General features: G+C 62.9%; 11 protein-coding genes. 2 read left to right on the top strand and 9 right to left on the bottom strand.

Going from position 1 to position 19,338, the window contains the following annotated elements:
* The first annotated feature begins 37 nt into the window (after window positions 1-37).
* Together RHM62_RS02720 and RHM62_RS02715 are read left to right on the top strand one after the other, a co-directional pair.
* Window positions 38-2,917, top strand: coding sequence for an insulinase family protein (locus RHM62_RS02720; RefSeq protein WP_322124049.1), 2,880 nt, complete (start codon window positions 38-40; stop codon window positions 2,915-2,917).
* 387 nt (window positions 2,918-3,304) lie between these two features.
* Window positions 3,305-4,321 (top strand): catalase family peroxidase, encoded by a 1,017-nt coding sequence (locus RHM62_RS02715; RefSeq protein WP_322124048.1) that lies wholly within the window; start codon window positions 3,305-3,307, stop codon window positions 4,319-4,321.
* 214 nt (window positions 4,322-4,535) lie between these two features.
* On the opposite strand, the gene kdpE is transcribed toward RHM62_RS02715, so the two are convergent.
* The 9 genes from kdpE to RHM62_RS02670 all read right to left on the bottom strand — a co-directional run bounded on the left by kdpE (window position 4,536) and on the right by RHM62_RS02670 (window position 19,335).
* Window positions 4,536-5,225, bottom strand: coding sequence for a two-component system response regulator KdpE (kdpE, locus tag RHM62_RS02710; RefSeq protein WP_009665704.1), 690 nt, complete (start codon window positions 5,223-5,225; stop codon window positions 4,536-4,538).
* Window positions 5,222-7,927: a two-component system sensor histidine kinase KdpD gene (kdpD, locus tag RHM62_RS02705; protein WP_322124047.1), complete on the bottom strand. Its 2,706-nt coding sequence runs from the start codon at window positions 7,925-7,927 to the stop codon at window positions 5,222-5,224. The genes kdpE and kdpD overlap by 4 nt, the downstream gene beginning before the upstream one ends.
* Before the next feature lie 9 nt (window positions 7,928-7,936).
* Window positions 7,937-8,509 carry a potassium-transporting ATPase subunit KdpC gene (kdpC, locus tag RHM62_RS02700; RefSeq protein WP_322124046.1) on the bottom strand — a complete coding sequence of 191 codons (573 nt, stop codon included), beginning with the start codon at window positions 8,507-8,509 and terminating at the stop codon, window positions 7,937-7,939.
* 8 nt (window positions 8,510-8,517) lie between these two features.
* Window positions 8,518-10,584 carry a potassium-transporting ATPase subunit KdpB gene (kdpB, locus tag RHM62_RS02695; RefSeq protein ID WP_322124045.1) on the bottom strand — a complete coding sequence of 689 codons (2,067 nt, stop codon included), beginning with the start codon at window positions 10,582-10,584 and terminating at the stop codon, window positions 8,518-8,520.
* 40 nt (window positions 10,585-10,624) lie between these two features.
* A complete protein-coding gene (gene kdpA / locus RHM62_RS02690) occupies window positions 10,625-12,415 on the bottom strand; it encodes a potassium-transporting ATPase subunit KdpA (protein ID WP_322124044.1) in 1,791 nt (596 codons plus the stop codon).
* Window positions 12,416-12,505: a potassium-transporting ATPase subunit F gene (locus RHM62_RS02685; protein ID WP_139079512.1), complete on the bottom strand. Its 90-nt coding sequence runs from the start codon at window positions 12,503-12,505 to the stop codon at window positions 12,416-12,418.
* Between the two features lie 473 nt (window positions 12,506-12,978).
* The gene (locus RHM62_RS02680; RefSeq protein ID WP_322124043.1) at window positions 12,979-13,353 is read right to left on the bottom strand and encodes a hypothetical protein; all 375 of its coding nucleotides are present in this window, start codon (window positions 13,351-13,353) and stop codon (window positions 12,979-12,981) included.
* Window positions 13,350-17,873 (bottom strand): RHS repeat-associated core domain-containing protein, encoded by a 4,524-nt coding sequence (locus RHM62_RS02675; protein WP_322124042.1) that lies wholly within the window; start codon window positions 17,871-17,873, stop codon window positions 13,350-13,352. The genes RHM62_RS02680 and RHM62_RS02675 overlap by 4 nt, the downstream gene beginning before the upstream one ends.
* Window positions 17,874-18,171: 298 nt before the next feature.
* On the bottom strand, window positions 18,172-19,335 hold the full coding sequence (locus RHM62_RS02670) for a septal ring lytic transglycosylase RlpA family protein (protein WP_322124041.1): 1,164 nt from the start codon (window positions 19,333-19,335) through the stop codon (window positions 18,172-18,174).
* Between the last annotated feature and the right edge of the window lie 3 nt (window positions 19,336-19,338).

Raw genomic sequence — 19,338 nt, 5'->3', positions numbered from 1 at the left:
GGCGACACCCACCGAAGCGCCCACCAGGAAAACATCCATGACCCAATTTGTAAAACTGAGCAGCCACACCATTCCCGTCCTGCAAGCGACCGTCGAGCAATACATCGAACCCGGCTCCGGCGTCCTGCATATCCACATGGAAACCGAACAGCCGGAACTGGTGTTCCTGGTCGCCTTTCCGACCGTACCGCAGGTCAGCGATGGCCGCGCCCACATCCTCGAGCATCTGGCGCTGTGCGGTTCGGCGCGCTATCCGGTACGCAATCCATTCTTCTCGATGCTGCGCCGTTCGACGGCCACCTTCATGAATGCGATGACCTACGCCGACCGCACCGTGTATCCGTTTGCCAGCACTGACAAGAAAGATTTCTTCAACCTGCTCGATGTCTACCTCGATGCAGCGTTTTTCCCGAATCTCGACTACCTCAATTTTCTGCAGGAAGGCTGGCGCTACGGCCTCGACGGCGAAGGCGACAAGACTGCGCTGACGTATCAGGGCGTGGTCTTCAATGAAATGAAAGGCGCGTTCAACAGCCCGATGCGCGCGCTCGACGCCGGCATCGCCGGCACGCTGTTCAAGGGCACCACCTACCAGGTCGAATCCGGCGGTGATCCGCTGGTCATTCCCGAGCTGACGCACGCGATGCTCAAAGAATTCCACGCCACGCATTACCATCCGTCGCAAGCAATCTTCATGACCACCGGCCGCATCGATGCCGCTGAAATCCAGCAGCAGATCAGCGAACGCGTGCTGTCAAAGCTGACCGACGGCGGCACACCGCGCCGCTTGCCGGAACTGGCACCAGCCTGGAACGCGCCGCAGGAAAACACCGTGCGCATTCCATCGCAGGAAGCCCGCGATGACGAGTTCGGCATCCAGTTCGCCTGGCTGATGGGCGAGGCGATCGACCAGCAAGCGTATTACCGCCTGCACCTGCTGTCGGCCGGCTTGCTGGGCGACTCGTCGGCCCCGCTGATCAAGGCGATGGAGTCGGCCGGTTACGGCCGGCCATCGAGCATGAACGGCCGCGATGCCGGCGCGCGCCAGATGGTGTTCCACCTCGGCATGGAAGGCTTGACCGAAGCACAGGTCGAACTGGCCCGTGAACGGATCTGGGCTGCGCTCGAAAAAACCGCCGCCGAGGGCATCCCGACTTCGGTGCTGCAAGCCGCGCTACGCGACATCAAGTACAGCCAGCGCAAAATCAGCAGCGGCCAGACGCCCTACGGTTTGTCGCGCCTGCTGCATGCGTTGCCGATGGCAATGTATGGCGGCGACGTGCTCAATGCACTCGATAACGATGCCATCCTCGCGACCCTCGAACAGCAAATCCAGGACCCGGCCTTCTTCAAGGAACTGGTGCAATCGCTGATCGACTCGCCGACCCGGCTGACCACGCGCGTGATTCCCGATGCCGACTTTTTCATTGCCCGCAAGGCCACCGAAGAGGCCCGCCTCGCCACGCTACTAACGACCTTGTCGGACGAGGACCGCACGCGCATCCGCGCCGATTCGGCCGCGCTCGAGAAGCACCAGCAATTGCCTGCGAACTCCGAACTGCTGCCGCGCATTTTGCCCGGCGATGTCAGCGCGCTGCCGCGTCCGGCCTTGCCGATTCCGGCGGCGGTCGATGGTGCGATCAGTTTTTCGATTGCCTCGAACGGCATCAGCTATGCCAACGTGCTGTACGACGTCTCGGCACTGGCCGACAGCAACTGGGCCTGGCTGCAGCTGTACACCGACGTGATCAGCGAGCTGGGCGTCGGCGAACGCGATTTCGAGGAAGCCAGCGCCTGGCGTCAGCGTCTGGTGCCATCGTTCCATGCCGGCCTCGAAGCGATCCCGCAACCGGATGGCAAGCTGCACGTCGAGCTGTCGTTCTCGGCCAGCGGCCTGCGCGAAGAACAGGCCGCCATCGCCACCGTGCTGTCGACCTCGATAGGCCAGCCGCGTTTCGATGAAGCCGAACGGATGGCCTTCCTGATTGAAAGCCTGGTGCAGGACAAGCTGACCAGTCTGGCCGAAGCCGGCAGCCACTATGCGTCGCTGGCCGCGACCGCACCGTTGTCGCCGCTACGCCGCTTTGCCGATCTCACCGGCGGCGCCGCGGCCCTGCCGTTCTACCGGACGCTGCAGCAACTCGCCAAGACACCGCAAGGACTCGCCGAAATCGCCACGCGTTTGCACGCGCTGCATCAGCGCATCATCGCCAGCACGCCGACCATCCTGTGCGCCGGCATCGAACAGGACGGCGCCGCACTGGCCAAGCTGCTCACGCTGCCGGTCGCCACACCGGTGACCACGCCGGACCTGGCCAGCCTGACCACGCCATCGGTGGGCAACGTCGCGCTGCATGCGACCAGCCAGATCAACCACTGCGTGATCGCCTGGAACGCGCCGGGCGTCGGCCATGCCGATGCCGCCGCGCTGGCGGTGGCCGCCGAACTGCTGTCGCACCAGATCCTGCATCAGGCCTTGCGCGAGCAGGGCGGTGCCTACGGTGGCTATGCCAGCTACGGTGCCAATGCCGGCGTGTTCACGATGAGCTCCTACCGCGATCCGCGCCTGGCCGGCACCTATGCCGATTTCAGTCGCGCGATCGACCAGTTGCTGGCCAGCGACTACTCGCAGGAAACCATCGAGGAAGCCATCATCTGCGTGATCAAGGGACTCGATAAACCGCACGCCCCGTACGCCGAAGCGCTCACTGCGTGGAACCTGCAACAGCGTGGCGTGACAGCCGCAATCCGCTTGCAATTCCGTAGTGGCGTGCTCGGCTGTACCGCAGCGCAGGTCAAGGTGGCGGTGCAGCATTGGCTGAAGGACGGCGTGCCTAACCGCGCCGCGTTTGCCGGCAATACGACGCAGGAATTGGCGGGGTTGACGGTGCTGGATCTGGTAGCGCTGGCGGCCTGACGGGGCGTGCGTTCGCGATGAGGCCGGTGCTTATTCGCGTAGTTCGGTGCAATAACCGCAGGGCATTGCACCGCTGCCGTCCCTATTTACCGTTCGCCCTGAGCTTGTCGAAGGCGCACAAGCCGGACGCCTTCGACAAGCGGTAGCAACGTAGGGTGCAATAACCGCAGGGCATTGCACCGTATGCACCGGCAGCAGCCGTCAATACCGACGGACCTCGCCTCATCTTTTCGCGCCCGGAGGACAGCTATGCTCGTCCCCACCCCTTCCCGAAGAGTCAACTCCAGCCAAAATCCGTGACTTGTGACAGTATGCGTGCACGCAATTTAATTGCGTACAACTTATTTACAAAACTTATTTACAAGAACTCAAACGGAGATCTCCTCGATGACCACATTCGCTCGCTTGCCGAAAACCAGCACCCCGCTTCTTGCCCTGCTCGCCGGCACCTTCGCCTTCGCGGCACCAGCCCAGGCTGCCGATGAAAAAAACGTGCACGAACAACTGGTCGACACGATGACCGTCCTGGCCAAGGGTCCGTATCCCGGCTATCGCGCCAACCATGCCAAGGGCATAGTCCTGACCGGCACCTTTACGCCGAGTGCCGAAGCGCCATCACTGAGCAAGGCGGTGCATTTTGCCAAGCCGGTGCCGGTGACTGTGCGTTTCTCGAACCCGACCGGCGTGCCAACCATGCCGGATGCGTCGCCGAACGCCAGCCCGCACGGCATTGCAATCCGTTTCCAGTTGCCTGAAGGCGGCCTGACCGACATCGTCAGCATCTCGTTCAACGGCTTCCCGGTGGCCACGCCGGAAGACTTCCTGAGCTTTCTGAACTCGGTCGCCGCGACCAAGCCGGATTCACCAAAGCCGACTCCGGTCGAGCAATTCCTGGCCACCCATCCCGCCGCCATGAAATTTGTCAAGGCACCGAAACCCGCGCCGGTCAGCTTTGCCACGCTGGCGTTCTACGGCGTCAATGCCTTCCAGTTCACCAATGCCAAAGGCATTTCCCAATACGCCCGTTATCAAATCACGCCGCTGGCCGGGGTGCAGGCGTTGAGCGATGCCGAAGTTGCCAAGGCGGCCCCGAATTACTTGATGGACGAACTGCCGCAGCGCATTGCCAAAGGTCCGGTGCAGTTCCGCATCAGCGCCCAGCTCGCCGGCAAGGATGACCCGATCAACGATGGCACCATGGTCTGGCCGGACAGCCGTCCGCAAGTCGAACTGGGCATCCTGAGTCTCGACAAGATGTCGCCGGATAGTGCCGCCGCCGAAAAGACGCTGGCCTTCAATCCGCTACTGCTGACCGATGGCATCGCCCCGTCAGCCGACCCGGTCTTGCTGTCACGCCCGATTGCCTACAGCGTCAGCGTGATTCGCCGGTTGACCGGGAAGTAATCGCGCTGGCAAGCCGCACAGCGGCACGGTGAAAGCCGTGTCGCCGGGGGCTCCCCGCCTCAGCGCTAACATTCCTTGGCAGTGCATGCGGTGCAATGCCCTTCGGTTATTGCACCCTACGTTGATCCAGAGTTAGCAAAATTATTCGAAGTTATGCAATTTGCATAAACTTGCAAAAGCTCCCTATATTTTCAAACGTCGCACTCTGCCAAGCTCACACCAGCACCCGATACCCCACCCCGGTCTCGGTCATCAAAAACTGCGGCCGGGCCGGATCGTCTTCCAGCTTTTGGCGCAGGTGTCCCATGTAGATCCGCAGGTAGTGCGGTCGCTCGACATGGGATGGACCCCACACCGCTTTCAGGATCTGCTGCTGCGTCAGCACCTTGCCGGCATGTGCCAGCAGATGCGCGAGCAGGCGGTATTCGATCGGCGTCAGATGCACCGGCACGCCGGCCTTGCTGATGCTGCGCAAACCCAGATCGACTTCCACATTCCCAAAACGCATGACCGGCTCGGCGTCGGCACCACGCGCGCCACGCCGCAAAGCGACGCGCACGCGCGCCAGCAATTCGCCGACGCCGAACGGCTTGGTCAGGTAGTCATCGGCACCGGCATCCAGCGCGGCGATCTTTTGCGTTTCATCGGTGCGGGCCGATAGCACGATGACCGGGATAGTCGACCAGGTACGCAGTTCGCGAATCAGCGTGGTGCCGTCGCCGTCGGGCAAACCGAGATCGAGGATGACCAGGTCCGGCTTGCGGGTGGCGATCTCGATCAGGCCGCGCTGCAGCGTGTCGGCATCAAATACCGCATGCTGTTCGGCTTCAAGCGCGAGGCGCACGAAGCGGCGGATTTGCGGGTCATCCTCGACCACGACGACATGATGCTGTCCTGCGTTCATGACTGGCTTTCAAGCTCGACCGCCGGCGGCACGCCGGCCGGCAGCGTGATGATGAAGCTGGCACCACCGTCGGCATTGGTGGCGCCGTCGATGCTGCCGCCGTGGGCGTCGACGATGGCGCGGCAAATCGCCAGGCCGAGGCCGACGCCGGGGATCGCCGACTCATTGACGCCGCGTGCAAACTTGTCGAACAGCGCACCGATCTGACCGGCCGGAAATCCCGGCCCGTTGTCGGCCACCGTCAGGCAGATCTTGTTACCGGCCGGTAGCGCCGAGATCCGGATCGTCGAACCGGGCGGCGTGTACTTGAGCGCGTTCTCGATCAGGTTGCACAGCACCCGCTCGATGAGCACTGCATCGAAGCGCACCAGCGGCAGACTCGCCGGCAGATCGGTGACGATGTGGTGCTGCGCGAGCGTATTGCCGCAGGCCGCCAGCGCAGTGCCGACCACTTCTTCCAGCGATTGCCATTCCAGCCGCAGCTGCACCGCACCGGCTTCCAGCCGCGCCATATCCAGCAGGTTGACCACCAGCGTACTCATGCGCAGGCTTTCGCGATGCAACGCGGTGGCCAGCGCGGCGGGTGCCCCGGCCAGCGACGAGCGCACCAGCGCTTCGGCCAATCCGACCAGCGCCGTCAGCGGTGTGCGCAAGTCATGCGACAGCGCCGACAGCAGCGAATTACGCAAGCGCTCGGATTCCATCTGCACCAGCGCGCTGCGCGCGACATCGGCGTAATGCACACGCTCCAGCGCAATGGCGACCAGCGACGCAAAGGTATCGAGCTGGCGGCGCTGTTCCGGCACCATTAGCCAGCGCGGCACTTTCGGCAGGATGGCCAGCACGCCGCGCGTACGCATCGGCGCTTTCAGCGGCAGATACAGACGCGCACTCGATGGCAGCGTATCGGTGCCGGCACCGGCCGGCTGGCCATGATCAAAGGCCCACTGCGCCATCGCCACATCGAGCACTGCGAGGCGCTGCGCTTCCGGTTCGGAAGACAATTGCAGACGCTCGTGCTGGTCCGGCAGCAGCACCGTCGTGGCTGCATTGAAGCCGGCGGCGAGGCTGCGGTTCGACAGTTCGATGACGTGCTCGGTGGTCAGCGCGCCGGACAAGTCGCGCGCCATTTCGTAGAGCGCGCGGGCGCGGCGTTCGCGCTGTTCGGCGACCCGCAACTGATAACGCAGGCGCGCCGTCAGCTGGCCGGTGATCAGGCCCACCGCCAGCATCACGGCAAAGGTCAGCAGGTATTGCGCATCCGAGACCGCGAATGAAAAGCGCGGCTGTACAAAGAAAAAATCAAACACCAGCACGTTGACTACCGCCGCCAGCGCCGCCGGCCCGCGACCGCAATACAGCGCCACACCCATCACCGACAGCAGGAACACCATAACGATATTGGCCAGCTCGAAATACGGAAACAGCAACGCCGCCAGTCCGGTCGTGGCGACACTGGCCAGCATCGCCCAGACATACGGCCACGGCCGCACCGGATCATCGGCCAGCGCCTGTGCACCGGCGGCCATCCAGGCCTTGCTGCCGAGCGGCGCATCGGCACCGTCGCGCGCGATCTGGATCACGTCGAGGTCGAAGGCTTGCTGCGCCAGCGACTGTGCCACCGACGAGCGCCACCAGCGCCGGCCGCCGGCGCGCCCGATCACGACGCGCGACGTGTTGTGGGTGCGCGCGTAGTCGAGCAGCGCGGCCGCCACATCCTCGCCGGGGATCGTGGTGGCTTGCGCACCGAGTTCCTGCGCCAGCGCCAGCACTTTCAGGATGCGCTGGCGTTCGCTCTCGCGCAGCCGTTGCAGCTGGCGCGTCTCGACATAGACCGCATGCCAGTCGGCATTGAGGCGGTCCGCCAGACGGGCAGCGGCACGGACAATTTTTTCGGCACCGGGACGCGGGCCGATGCAGGCCAGCAGCGTGTCGCGGGTTTCCCAGACACGCCGGATCGACTGCGCATCGCGGTAGGCGCGCACGTCGGCATCAACGCGATCGGCGGTGCGGCGCAAGGCCAGTTCGCGCAAGGCAATCAGGTTGCCTTTGCGGAAAAAACTCTGCGCGGCGCGCTCGGCCTGCTGCGGCAAATACACCTTGCCTTGCTTGAGGCGACGCAGCAATTCGTCGGGCGGCAGGTCGACCAGCACCACCGCATCGGCCTGATCGAACACGGTGTCAGGCACGGTCTCGGCGACGCGCACGCCGGTGATGCCGCCGACCACATCATTGAGGCTTTCGAGATGCTGGACATTGACCGTGGTGAACACATCGATACCGGCGGCGAGCAATTCGTCGATGTCCTGCCAGCGGCGCGGATGGCGCGAGCCGGGTGCGTTGGCATGCGCGAGTTCGTCGACGAGGATCAATGCGGGCTTGCGTGCAAGGGCTGCATCGAGGTCGAATTCCTGCAGCGTGCGCTCGCGGTAAACGATCGCTTTCAGTGGCAACTGCGGCAAGCCATCGAGCAGCGCCAGCGTCTCGCGCCGGCCATGCGTTTCGACCAGCCCGACCAGCACATCGATGTCATTGCGCTGCGCCTCCTGCGCCGCCAGCAGCATCGCGTAAGTCTTGCCGACACCGGCCGAGGCACCGAAAAAAATCTTCAGCTTACCGCGACCGGCGACGTGTTCATCCTGCTGCAGCTGGCGCAGTAATTCATCGGGATCGGGGCGGTTGGGGGTCTTCGGAACAGTCATGCCGGCATCTTACCGTGCAGCGTCGAGCGCCATGTTCAGCGCCAGCACATTGACGCGTGGCTCGCCCAGAAAACCGAGCACGCGCGTGCTGCTGTGGCGGTCGATCAGTGTCTGCACGGTCGCGTCTGACAGCTTTCTTTCACGCGCAATGCGCGGCAACTGATAGGCCGCGGCGGCCAGGCTGATCTCGGGGTCAAGACCGCTACCCGAGGCCGTCACCAGATCAACCGGCACCGCTTGCGTGTTGTCGGGATCGGCTGCGTGCAAGGCCGCGATGCGTGACTTCACCGCATCGAGCAGCGCCGGATTATTCGGCCCCTGGTTCGAGCCGCCGGAGGCCAGTCCGTTATTGGCCATCGGCGCGGTGGCCGATGGCCGGCCCCAGAAGTATTTCGGGGACGTGAAGGCCTGCCCGATCAGTGACGAGCCGACCGGCTGGCCATCGCGCAGCACGAGGCTGCCGGCGATCTGGTCGGGAAAAACAGCGCGACCGATGCCAGTCACGGCGGCCGGATACAGCGCGCAGCACAGCACCGTCAACAGGGCAAACAGGACCAGCGCGGGACGTAGGATAGTTTTCATGAGGGCTCCTAAATAATCGATAAGGCAGACAGCACGAGATCAATCAGCTTGATCCCGGCGAACGGCACGATGATGCCGCCGAGTCCGTAAATGAGCAGGTTGCGACGCAGCAGCAGGGCTGCACCGACAGCGCGGTATTTGACGCCCTTGAGCGCCAGCGGAATGAGCACGACGATGATCAGCGCATTGAAAATCACCGCCGACAAAATGGCGGATGACGGACTGCTCAGGTGCATCACGTCGAGCGCTTTCAGTTGCGGATAGGTGCCCACGAACGCGGCCGGGATGATCGCAAAATACTTGGCGATATCGTTCGAGATCGAGAACGTCGACAACGCGCCGCGCGTCATCAGCATCTGCTTGCCGATCTCGACGATCTCCAGCAGCTTGGTCGGATTCGAATCGAGGTCGACCATGTTGCCGGCTTCTTTCGCGGCCTGCGTGCCGGAGTTCATCGCCACCGCGACATCGGCCTGCGCCAGTGCCGGCGCATCGTTGGTACCGTCGCCGGTCATCGCCACCAGCCGGCCTTCGTTCTGGTAATCGCGGATCAGCTTGAGCTTGTCTTCGGGCGTGGCTTCCGCCAGAAAATCATCGACTCCGGCTTCGGCGGCAATCGCTGCTGCAGTGAGCTGGTTGTCGCCGGTGATCATCACGGTCTTGATGCCCATGCGGCGCAGTTCGGCGAAGCGTTCCTTGATGCCGCCCTTCACAATATCCTTCAGTTCGACCACGCCCATCACGCGGCCGTCATCGACCACCACCAGCGGCGTGCTGCCGCGTCGCGAAACCGTGTCGACATCGCGTGCGACCTCGGCCGGAAAGACCTTGTTGAGCGACGCGACATATTTTTTCTGCGCATCGACCGCGCCTTTGCGCAGTGCGCGTGGCCCGAGGTCGATGCCGCTCATCCGGGTTTGCGCGGTGAACGGCACGGCGCTGCCGGCGAGTGCGGCGAGGTCGCGCTCGGTAAAGCTGAAGCGCTGCCGCGCCAGCGTGACGATGCTGCGGCCTTCGGGTGTTTCATCGGCCAGCGAGGCCAGTTGCGCGGCATCGGCCAGCTGTTCTTCGGTCACGCCCGGTGCGGCAAAAAAAGCCGAGGCCTGGCGATTGCCGAGCGTGATCGTGCCGGTCTTGTCGAGCAACAGCACGTCGACGTCACCAGCGGCTTCGACCGCACGGCCCGAGGTGGCGATCACGTTGGCCTGCATCATCCGGCTCATGCCGGCCACGCCGATGGCCGACAGCAAACCGCCTATCGTGGTCGGGATCAGGCAGACCAGCAAGGCGATCAATACCGTGATCGTCACCGGCGTGCCGGCATTGGCCGCACCGACACTGAACAGCGAGAACGGCAGCAGCGTCACCGTCACCAGCAGGAACACGATGGTCAGCGCCACCAGCAGGATGGTCAGCGCGATTTCGTTGGGCGTCTTCTGGCGCTTGGCACCTTCGACCATCGCGATCATGCGGTCGATGAAGGCTTCGCCGGGGTTCACGGCGACGCGCACCACGAGCCAGTCGGACAGCACGCGAGTACCGCCGGTGACGGCGGAGAAATCACCGCCCGATTCGCGGATTACGGGGGCCGATTCGCCGGTGATGGCGCTCTCGTCGACCGAGGCCACGCCTTCGATGGCCTCGCCATCGACCGGCACGATATCGCCGGCTTCGACCAGCACGATGTCACCCTTGCGCAAGATGGTGGCGTTGACTTCGGTCCAGCTGCTGCCGTAGTTGGGCGCCGTCATTTTCTTGGCCGGCACGGTTTGCTTCAGTGCCCGCAGCGACGCGGCTTGCGCCTTGCTGCGGCCTTCAGCCAGCGCTTCGGCGAAGTTCGCGAACAGCACCGTGAACCACAGCCACAACGCGATCGCGCCGATGAATCCGGCCGGTGCTTCGCCGGTGCCAACCAGCGCCTGCAACCACAATAGCGTCGTGATGGCGCTACCGACAAAGACCACGAACATGACCGGGCTGCGCCATTGCACGCGCGGGTCGAGCTTCTTGAATGCGTCCAGTACGGCGGGGCCGAACAGGGCGCGGTCGAACAGGGTCAGGCTGGTGCGTGACATGACGGACCTTTCGTTTTGGTCAACATGGATTGGTCAATATTCATTGTTGGAATTGCAGATGTTCGACCACCGGCCCGAGCGCCAGCGCCGGCACGTAATTGAGCACACCGATCAGCACCACCACGCCAACCAGCAACGCCACGAACAGCGGGCCGTGGGTCGGCATCGTGCCGCTGGTCACATCAAGCCGCTTCTTCGCCGCGAGCGATCCGGCAATCGCCAGGATCGGCACGATCATGCCGAAGCGCCCGCCCCACATCGCCACCGCCAGCATAAAGTTGTAGAACGGCGTGTTGGCCGACAGCCCGGCAAAGGCGCTGCCGTTGTTGTTGGCGGCCGATGTGAACGCGTACAGGATTTCGGAAAAGCCATGCGCGCCGGGGTTGGCGATGCCGGCCCGGCCGGGCTCGAGCATCACCGCAATCGCGGTCCCGCCCAGCACCAGCAGCGGCGTCACGAGGATGGTCAGCGCGGTCATTTTCATCTCGTAGGCCTGGATCTTCTTGCCGAGATATTCGGGCGTGCGGCCTATCATCAGGCCGGCAATGAAGACCGCCATGATGGCGAACACCAGCATCCCGTACAGGCCGGTGCCGACACCGCCAAACACCACTTCGCCAAGCTGCATGAATGCCAGCGGCACCAGCCCGCCCAGCGCGGTGAACGAGTCATGCATCGCATTGACTGCGCCGCATGACGCCGCCGTTGTGATCGCCGCAAACAGCGCCGAAGCACTGATGCCGAAGCGGGTTTCCTTGCCTTCCATGTTGCCGCCGGATTGCAGCGCACCGAGGGCCTGATCGACATGCAACGCCTGCAGTCCCGGATGGATTTGCTGCTCGGCCACCAGCACCACGCAGGTCAGTGCGACGAAGATCAGCGTCATCGCTGACAGCAGCGCCCAGCCCTGACGCATGTCGCCAACCAGCCGGCCGAACGCAAAGCAGAACGCGGCCGGAATCAGGAATATCGCCAGCATCTGTAGCAAGTTCGATATGGGTGTCGGGTTTTCAAACGGATGGGCCGAGTTGGCATTGAAGAAGCCGCCGCCGTTGGTGCCTATCATCTTGATGGCTTCCTGTGACGCGACCGGTCCCATCGGCAGGGTCTGGCTATGGGCCACCAGCGTTTGCGTCAGTGCGACGCCCTGGGCATCCTTGATCGGCTGGCCATCGGTACCGACTTCCGCCTCGATGTAGGTCAGCGGATCAAGCAGCGTGACGCTCTTGTTGGCTGAAAAATCCTGGATCACGCCCTGGCTCATCAGCGCCACCGCCAGCAGCAGCGACAGCGGCAACAGCACGTACAAGACCGAGCGCGTGAGGTCGACCCAGAAGTTACCGATCGATTGCGCCGAGCGCTGCATGAAGCCACGGATCAAGGCAAAGGCGACTGCCATGCCGGTCGCTGCCGAGAAAAAATTCTGCCCGGTCAGCGCGACCATTTGCGTGAAGTTGCTCATCGTCGATTCGCCGGCATAGCCTTGCCAGTTGGTATTGGTAACAAAGCTCACGGCGGTATTGAAAGCCGAATCCGGGGCGACGTTAGCGAAGCCAGCCGGGTTCAGCGGCAGCACGCTTTGCAGGCGCTGTACCGCGTAGACGAACAGCGTGCCGAGCGCATTGAAGGCCAGCAGCGCCAGCGCATAGGCTTTCCAGCCCATGCCGGTTGCAGCGTCGGTGCCGGCAAGTCGATAGACGACAGATTCGACGCGCGCCAGCCAGAGCCGCGTGCCATCACCGACACGTGCCAGATACAGGCCGAGCGGATACGACAGCGCCAGCAGGATCGCCAAAAACACCAATAACAGGGTGAGAGATTGCGTAGACATTTACAGGTCCTCCGCATTGAGCAATGCATAGACCAGCATCGCCAGCAGAATGGCGGCAGCGCTCGCGCCCAGCCAGTAGAACGGGTTCACGTGCGCGCCCCGAGCCGGGCACAACCGGCAGCAGCGGCCACGGTGACCAGCCACAACGCCAGGATGGCGGCGATACAGAGGATGTCCATGCGATGTTCCTTGAATGAATTTGACAAGGAACAGCGTAGGCGTGACGGGCTAAAAACGTTGTAAAGAGCGGGGTGGGGGGTGTAAAGATTGCGTAAAAATCGGGCTGGCGGGATTGGTCGGATTTGCTGGTTGGTCGAATTGTTGCGGGACGCGGAGCTTGGTTTTTCTTTTGTAAGTCAACAGCACGTAGGGAAGGCACGGGTGTGTCGTGCCCACGCGAATGAACCGACAAACGGTTGGAATTGGCGAGCATTTTCGGGGCTCTCGCGTGGGCACAAAGCAAGTAGGGTGCAATAACCGAAGGGCATTGCACCGCATGCAGACGGTGCAATGCCCTTCGGTTATTGCACCCTACGCGCTGAATACGTCACTTGTAATTCCGGTCAGGGGTCTTCGCTCAGAATAATGTCCCGTTCCCGTTCATAGATAGGATAGGTGACTGGATCGTGGTCATAGAACGCTTCCAAAAAGCCAGGGGCTTGCCATGCGGCTGGGGAGATATCGATACTCCCTCGATAAGCCATTTTTTGCCAATTAGATGGCACGATATCACTAACAATTTCAAAACATTCTGCTTGATGACTACCCAACTGCGGCCACTCCCCCAAAGGGTGGCGATTAATAATGCCGTAGCGACGATTGCCACTCTTGTCCGTAAAAATCGACACGACGTGGTAAATACAACCAAGTTTTAACCAGGACGAAGATTCAACCTCTCGCCCGTCAGCGTCTAATAATCGTGTGCATTTAACTTTCATGGTTTTTTAAGTATCCCAGACATATTATTAAAAATTACTTTGTAATCGAAGCCGTAAAACACCTCATTGGTCGTTGGGTTCTTATAAAAATGTACTTGGAAATCTCCTGAAGGGCTGCTGAAAGTACTAGTTGTATATTTTCCGAAACCTTCTGGAATAGCGGGATTTCTCAACATACCAGCTTCTAGTCCAGGTACCACTTTTGCCGCGTTAATCGCGTCTTGTGTCAACGTACCCGTGGTCGTAAAGGGCGATCTCGCGGATGCCATTCTTAATTGCTCAGCCAACTTCGACGCATTGGCAATGTTGTAAGCTTCTCCAACGCCGTTTGTCACAACTCCAGATTGCTTAAAAAGTCCACTTATTATTCTCTGCAATTTCTCTACCCGCAGAGCCTGGGTACTACTCGCCTGCACACTCCCCGCCAATCCGGCGCCTGCCGCCAACGCATCGACCAGACCACTGGCCAGCACGTCGCCCGCGTTTTGCAAATCCGCTTCACATTTTGCGCTCCCGGTTAATACCCCAGCCTTGATTATTTCCGCGATGGCAATTAGGCCACCGGTGCCGGCAATCAGGACGCCAGCTGCGACCAGACCTGTATCGACAACCAGGCCGACGGGCGGGAAGGCTTGCGACCCTGCCCATATCCCAAACACCACCGCCGTCGTCGCCAGCGAAGCCGGACTCACCAACTCCCGCAGCGCGTCCCCAATCACGCCCGGTATCTGCCCACCCGCCCGCAAAAGCACGTACTCAACCCGCCGCTGCATATCCCAATCAGAGATGTCCCCCGCCGGCTTGGCCTGTAATCCGAGCGGATCAATGTTGGCGATCGGATTATTCGCGGCGAATGCATACAGGTTCAGCCCGCCGGCGACTCCGCTCGGGTCGGTACTCAGGTAGCGGCCACTACGCGGGTCGAGGTAGCGATGGTGGTTGTAGTGCAGCTGCGTTTCGGCATCGTAGTACTGGTGCGAGCCGCGCAGGTTGAGGGTCATCAGGTTGCTGGCGTCGGGGAGTAGTTCGCCAAAGCCGGTGACGCTGGCGCGCCAGACCACTTGTTTGCGTTCATCGACCAGCGCCCGAGGCGCGCCGGTGTGGTCAGCGATCAGGGCGAAGACGTCGTTGCGGCTGGCCTGGCCAGCAGCGCGCGTAGTGTCGGTCGGGATGCTGGCTAGGGTTTTGGCGGCGATGGACTTGATGCCGCTGTCGCGGGCCTGGAGCATCGCGATGGGACGGCTGCCGCCCTGGTCATTGAGCCAGACGTACTGGCGCGTGATGCTGGCGTTACCCCCGTCTTTGGCGCTGGCGTGCGCTTCGGCGACGAGCTCGCTGCCGTCGTAGAAGTAGTAGGTGACCTTGCTCTGGTTGCCGGCGTAGCTGATTTTTTTGATGCGCTCGCCGAAGGCGTTGTAGGCGTAATCGGCGACCGGCTGGTCGCGTTGGCTGACGCGGATCAGGCGTTGCTGGCTGTCCCACGCATAGGCGGTGTCGCCGATGCGGGTGACGCTGCCGGCGGCGTTGTAGGCGTAGTTGATGCGCCGGTCACCGGCCTGTGCGGAAGTAATCCGGTTGCTGGCCGGGTCGATGGTGTAGCCGGTGGATAGCTGGCCGCGCTGGTCGGCCAGCAAGTTACCGGTCGGGTCGTAGCGGTAGCTATGATCGCCACCGGCTTGCAGGATGGCGGTCATGCGGCCGGCATCGTCGTAGTTGTAGCGGGTGTTTTTCAGGCCGGTCGGAGTCGTCGTGTTGCGTTGCGTGAGCTGGCCGATGGCGTCGCGCTGGTGGTTTTCTTCCCAGTAGCCGGTGCTGCCGAGGCGTGTGATGTGGCCGCGCTGATCGAGCTGGCGCTGGTAGCCGACGCCGTTGGCCAGCTGGAAGTGCTGGTTTGCATAGCCGTCGGCGGCGTCGTTGAGGCCGTCGAGCAGGACGGTATTGCCGAACAGATCTTCGCGCGTGATGGCAGCGAGCAAACCGGCTTTCGGGTGGACCGCACCGTGGTAGCGGTAATGCAGGATCTGGCCGTCGGGCAGGATTTTTTTGCTGAGCTGGCCGCGGCTGTCGTAGGCGGTGCGCGTCGTGATGCGCTGGCCGTCGATCAGGCGGACATGGCTGGTCAGGCGCGCGGCCTGGTCGTAGCTGAAGTGTTCTTCACCGGCCGGATAGCTGATCCGCACCGGCCGTCCCTGCTGGCCGTAGACGATGCGGGTCTCGCCTTCGCGGGTGCTCTGGCCGGTCAGGCGACCGGCGATGTCGTGGCGGTACAGCACGGTGCTGCCCTGCCCGCTGGTCTTGCTGACCAGATGGTCGGCGGCATCGTAAGCCAGCACGGTGACGCCGCCATCGGGACTGTCGACCCGGACCAGGCGACCAAAGTCATCGTGCAACTGGCCGGTCTGGTGCTTGCGGGCATCGGTGATGCGCGCCAGCCGGCTCTCTTGTTCGTACTGAAAACGCGTGACGGCATCACCGACGGCAAAGAGGATCTCGGGTACGGCATCGGTCTTGCGGTCGGTATCGATATCAAGCAGCGACAAGCTGGTTTGCTGCGCGATGCTGCCATCGGGATTGAGCAGACTGCGCGCGGTCAGCGTGCCTTCGGTATCGCGCTGCAGGCGGATGCGGTTGCCCTGCGCGTCCGACAACTCGGCAATGCGGCCATCGGGACCGTAGCGCATCGCCAGTCGCTGGCCGCTCGCGCGGACCACGCCGGACAACTGGCCGAGGGCGTTGCAGCTGAAAAATTCGCTACTACCGGCGCTGGTGACGCGGGTGGCATGGCCGGCCGGATCGTAGTCAACCCCGAGCACGTTGCCGGTAGCGGTGACGATTTTTTGCGGACGACCGGACAGGTCGCGCCCGATGACGCGCGTGACCTGATTGCCCGGTGCGACGACTTCGACCAGATAATCGCCGCGACCATCGTGACGAAACCGGGTGATGTCCGAATCCGCCGGCGTGCCGGTCCGACCGTTCGGCAGCGGGCCGTCGATTTCTGCCAGCAGGCTGCGGCCGTTGATGCGGGTGTAGCGGTAGCGGGTTGTGCGTTCGATGGGGGTGGCGGTGGCCGGCGACCAGCCGCTTTCGGTCAGCGTGAGGGCTTGCCCGACGGCGTTGTAGGTGATGCGGGTCAGGTTGTCCTTGCCTGGCACCACACTCGGACGGGCGATCAGCGTCGGACCCGCGCTGGCGCTGGCGGCATATTCATAACGCAGTTGCCATTGCGCCGCACCGGGCTTGCCATCCTGATAGCGCTGCTGGCTGATCATCAGCGGCCGGCCGATGTCATCGCGTTCGGTGAGGATGGTCTCGACGGGATTGCCGTGGTCATCGAGCCGGGTGCGCGTGACTTCGCGCCCGCGCGTGTCGTAGCTGTAGCGCAGGTTGCTGGCACTGCACAACGCGCAACCGGGACCACGGGCTTCGAGCAGGCGATTCTCGCGGGCGATGTCGGCGTGGCGGTAAGTGGTGACCTGGCCGAGGCTGTTAGTCAGTACCGTGACGCCGCCAGGCTGATAAGACAGCGTGACTTTGTCGACGCCGTCGGCATGGGTCGACAGGATCGCCTTGCCATCGGCCTGATAGCCAAACGTGGAAATACGCTGGGCGGTGGTTGCCCCTTCACGCAGGCTGATGCCGGTCAGCAGCGTCGGATGCAGCGGATCTTCGTAGTGGTACTGGCGTTCGGCCTTGGTCGGCAGGCGTACCCGGATCAGATTGGCCAGCAGCGACGACGGTGCGATGCCGGCACCGGCCGGCGCGGTGCTGCCGTAGTCGTAGTCGAACCGTCCGGCCGGGCTGTCGATGGCGCGCACGCCATTAAAACTGGTGCCGCTACGCGCGGTTTTGCGGTCCGGATAGATCAGGTGCAGTTGCCGGCCCTGTGGATCGGTGACCTGCATCAGCAAGCCCGCGTTGTCGTAAATCAGGCTGACGAATTCGCCGGTCGGCGCGACGATTTGTTCGAGCTTGCGCTGGGCGTTGAAGCGCCAGACCTGACCGTCGGTGCGTTGCCAGGCGTATTCGTCGCCGCGCGTACTGCGCAGTATGTCGAGGGTGCCGTTGGCCGGATCGGCGGTGCTGCACAATGCGCGATTCAGCGGATTACGGTTGAAGATGATCCGGTGACCGTCGGCTTCGATCAGCTGCAGTGTGTTGCCGACGGCGACCAGTTCGACTTCATACGACAAGCGCCAGCCGCGGCCGACCAGGCCATTGGGGACGGCGGGTACGCTAAAAACGCTGTTGTAATGGCGGACGATTTCAAGGCCGAGCACGCCGGGAAAAGCGGCCATATCGGTATCGCGCTGGTACTTGTTACCGGTGATCAGATTGATCGGGTTGCCGGCGCAGGCGTTGCCGGGATTGCCGGCGGCGGGGGCGGTGCACGCCGGTTTGCTTTGGAGGGGTGGGGTCTGGGCATGGGCCGGCAGGGCCAACAGCAGCGCAATCAGCGGGAGAAAAATCGACGTCATGGCGGTCAGGGCGAAACCGCGACGGGAGCTTGAAGGTGTCATGGAATTGAACGTTTGTCGTGCCAGCAGGCGCAGGGTATGCCGATCGCAGGCAGCGCCGACTATCGGTTTTTGAATGCTACCGGTGTAACTGGCCAGGCGACCGTCATATCGCCAATGGACGGATTGACGCAAGCTGGCAAACAACATTCCATGACAGATCGCCCATGCCGACAATCGATGGCGCTCATCCTCAGAGTCGGGGGAGCACCCGCTGCGGCGCTGTCAGCGATGGCGCTGAAGCCGGTAACGAGTGCGAAGTCAGGCATTGACTGCAGGGCATTGCACCCTGCCGTCAAACTTACCGCTGCACGATGAACGGCTTGAGTCCGCCGGCATCCTGGATTTTTTGCGCCGCGCTGGTCGCATCGGTGCGGCTGGTGAAGGGTCCGCTGTAGAGGCGATACACCGCACCGCTCTGCACGACTTCGGCCGATGGCGCATCGGGCACCTCACGCTGCGCCCGCATGCGCGCTGCTTCGGCATTGGGTGCCTGCGAAAACGCGCCCAGCTGCAAATAGAATCCGGGTGCGCCGGCCGTCGCTGCCGGAGTCACGGCCGGAGCCGGAGCGGGCACTGGCGTGGACGGTGCCGGGGTGGCCGGCGGTGGCGGCGCAGGCATGTCGATCGTCAATGCGCTGCCTGAAGTCATGGCGGGTGGAATCATGGCGCCCTCCAGCGGTACCGCTGCAGCAGCCGCGGCCGGTGACGGGTTCGAGGTCGATTCCAGCGCAGCGAGCAATGGCATCGGCTGCGGCCTGCGGACTCTGGCGGTCTCGTCGAGCGGCACGGCACGTTCGCCGAGACGGTCTTTTTCCATGCGCGCAATCTCGTCCGGCATCAGGCGTTCGATTTCGATTTCACTGCTGCCCTTGCCGAGGTAACCGAGCTTCAGTGCGGCGGTGTACGACAGGTCCATGATGCGGCTCGAATGGAAGGGGCCGCGGTCATTGATGCGGACAATAATTTGCCGGCCGTTGCTCAAATTGGTAACGCGCACATACGACGGCAGCGGCAGCGTCGGATGCGCGCCGGTCATCTTGTACATGTCGTAGAGCTCGCCCGACGAGGTTTTCTGACCGTGGAATTTTTTACCGTACCAGCTGGCGACACCGCGCTGCTTGAGCGGGGCATCGACGTCCATCGGAGTATAGGTCTCGCCGAAGACCACATACGGGCGGTTGTTGCGGGCGAAGTTCGCTTCGATCTTGGGCTCGGCATCGGGGATGGCCAGCAGGTTGTCGGGCGGGTTGTCGCCGGGACCATCGTCGAGGTAGTAGCCACCACGTCCGGAACCGGCCGCCGGCATTGCCGGTGCCCGCTTGACCGTCGGCGGCACGACCTCGCGCTTGGCAGCAGGCGGTGCCGGTGGTGCCAAAGGGACACTGCCGCAAGCGGCCAGCACGACAGCAATAGCGCCTGCCAGCAGACGTCCCGGCCAGGATAATCGGGGGTGTTCGTGCATGGA

Source organism: Actimicrobium sp. CCC2.4 (assembly GCF_034347385.1).
In the GTDB taxonomy this organism is placed as follows: domain Bacteria; phylum Pseudomonadota; class Gammaproteobacteria; order Burkholderiales; family Burkholderiaceae_D; genus Actimicrobium.
This window is presented reverse-complemented; position numbering and strand designations above follow the sequence as displayed.